We start from the raw sequence: 1,312 nt of genomic DNA, 5'->3' as shown, positions 1-1,312 counted from the left end.
ATAAAAAATCCCCTCCAAGTATAGTGGAGACTGACCCCCGTTTTTGAGACAGGGATCAAAACACCATCTAAATCGCCAGTTTTCGGTATTGGACCGGAGACTGGTTATTTAGTTTCGTTTGGATACGGATATTGTTATAATAAGTCATGTAGTCTTCGACAATCTGTTTTACGATGGCGGTCGTAGTACAGGTTAAGTTGTCGAGGTAGAAGGTTTCAGTCTTTAGAGAAGAGTGAAACGATTCAATGGAGGCATTGTCTGCGGGCGTCCCTTTTCGGGACATACTCATAGTCATGCCTCTTTCTTTGACTTGTTTTTGATAAGCATAAGAAGTATAAACAGATCCTTGGTCACTATGCAGCGTACAGGGGGACGTTAAGATAGGGAGTTGACGTAAGGTGTCTAGCACGAAATCTGTATCTTGACGTTCGCCAATCGAGTACGCAATAATTTCCCCATTAAAGAGATCTTGAATACTAGAGAGATATAAAGGTTTAGGACCAAACGGTAAATACGTAATATCTGTAACTAACTTTTCTAAAGGACGTTCAGCTTGAAACGTTCGATTCAATACATTATGGGCAATATGATAAGGTTGACCGATGGATTTGCGTTTCTTTACCTTAACTCTACACTGCCATCCCTGTTTCTGCATGATACGTTGTATTCGTTTGTGATTGACCTGTAGGTCTTCACGTCGAAGTAAGGCTGTAATTTTTCGATACCCATATCGAAATTTAAACGGGTGACAGAGCTTTTCCACTTTCTGTTCGATGTTTTTCTGAAGAGGGTCTACTCGCTTATTCTTCCAACGATAATAAGTAGATCGTGGCACCCCTAAGTGCTGACAGATTTGTTGAACGGAGAGGTCTCCTTTTAATTCTTCTACAAGTTTGACTACGACTTGCGCATCCACTTCCTTTCCAATTCTTTGTACTTTTTTAAGATATCAAGTTGTTGTTTTAAATATCGATTTTCTGCTTCTAGTTGAGCGAATGCATCTTGAGAATGCGGTCCTTTCCCATATGTATATTGTTTTCCAACAGGTTGTTCTAGTCGCTTCACCTCTCCATTCTTATACCATCTCATCCAGGTTTTCAGTTGGGTACGATTCCGAATCTGTAATGTTTCCATGACTTCTTTTACAGGCACGCCTGCTAACCTCATTTCAATCGCCTTCATTTTCACTTCTACTGGATAACTTACTCTTGTTCCCATAGAAAAAACACCTCCACGTTATAGTTCGGTCATTTGTATCCGATCTTTAACGAAAAGGTGTTTTTTATTTGTCTCACTTCATGGGGTCAGTCCC

At 40.2% G+C, this 1,312-nt stretch carries 1 protein-coding gene; it reads right to left on the bottom strand.

Annotated features, from left to right (window positions below; all coding sequences use genetic code 11):
- Positions 1-67 precede the first annotated feature (67 nt).
- A protein-coding gene (locus tag MOC86_RS22980; RefSeq protein WP_268586266.1) for an IS3 family transposase occupies positions 68-1,218 on the bottom strand; the annotation gives its coding sequence in 2 pieces (ribosomal slippage) (positions 68-948 and positions 948-1,218; 1,152 coding nt in all).
- Between the last annotated feature and the right edge of the window lie 94 nt (positions 1,219-1,312).

This window comes from Priestia endophytica, from assembly GCF_026790145.1.
GTDB lineage: Bacteria > Bacillota > Bacilli > Bacillales > Bacillaceae_H > Bacillus_I > Bacillus_I endophytica_A.
This window is presented reverse-complemented; position numbering and strand designations above follow the sequence as displayed.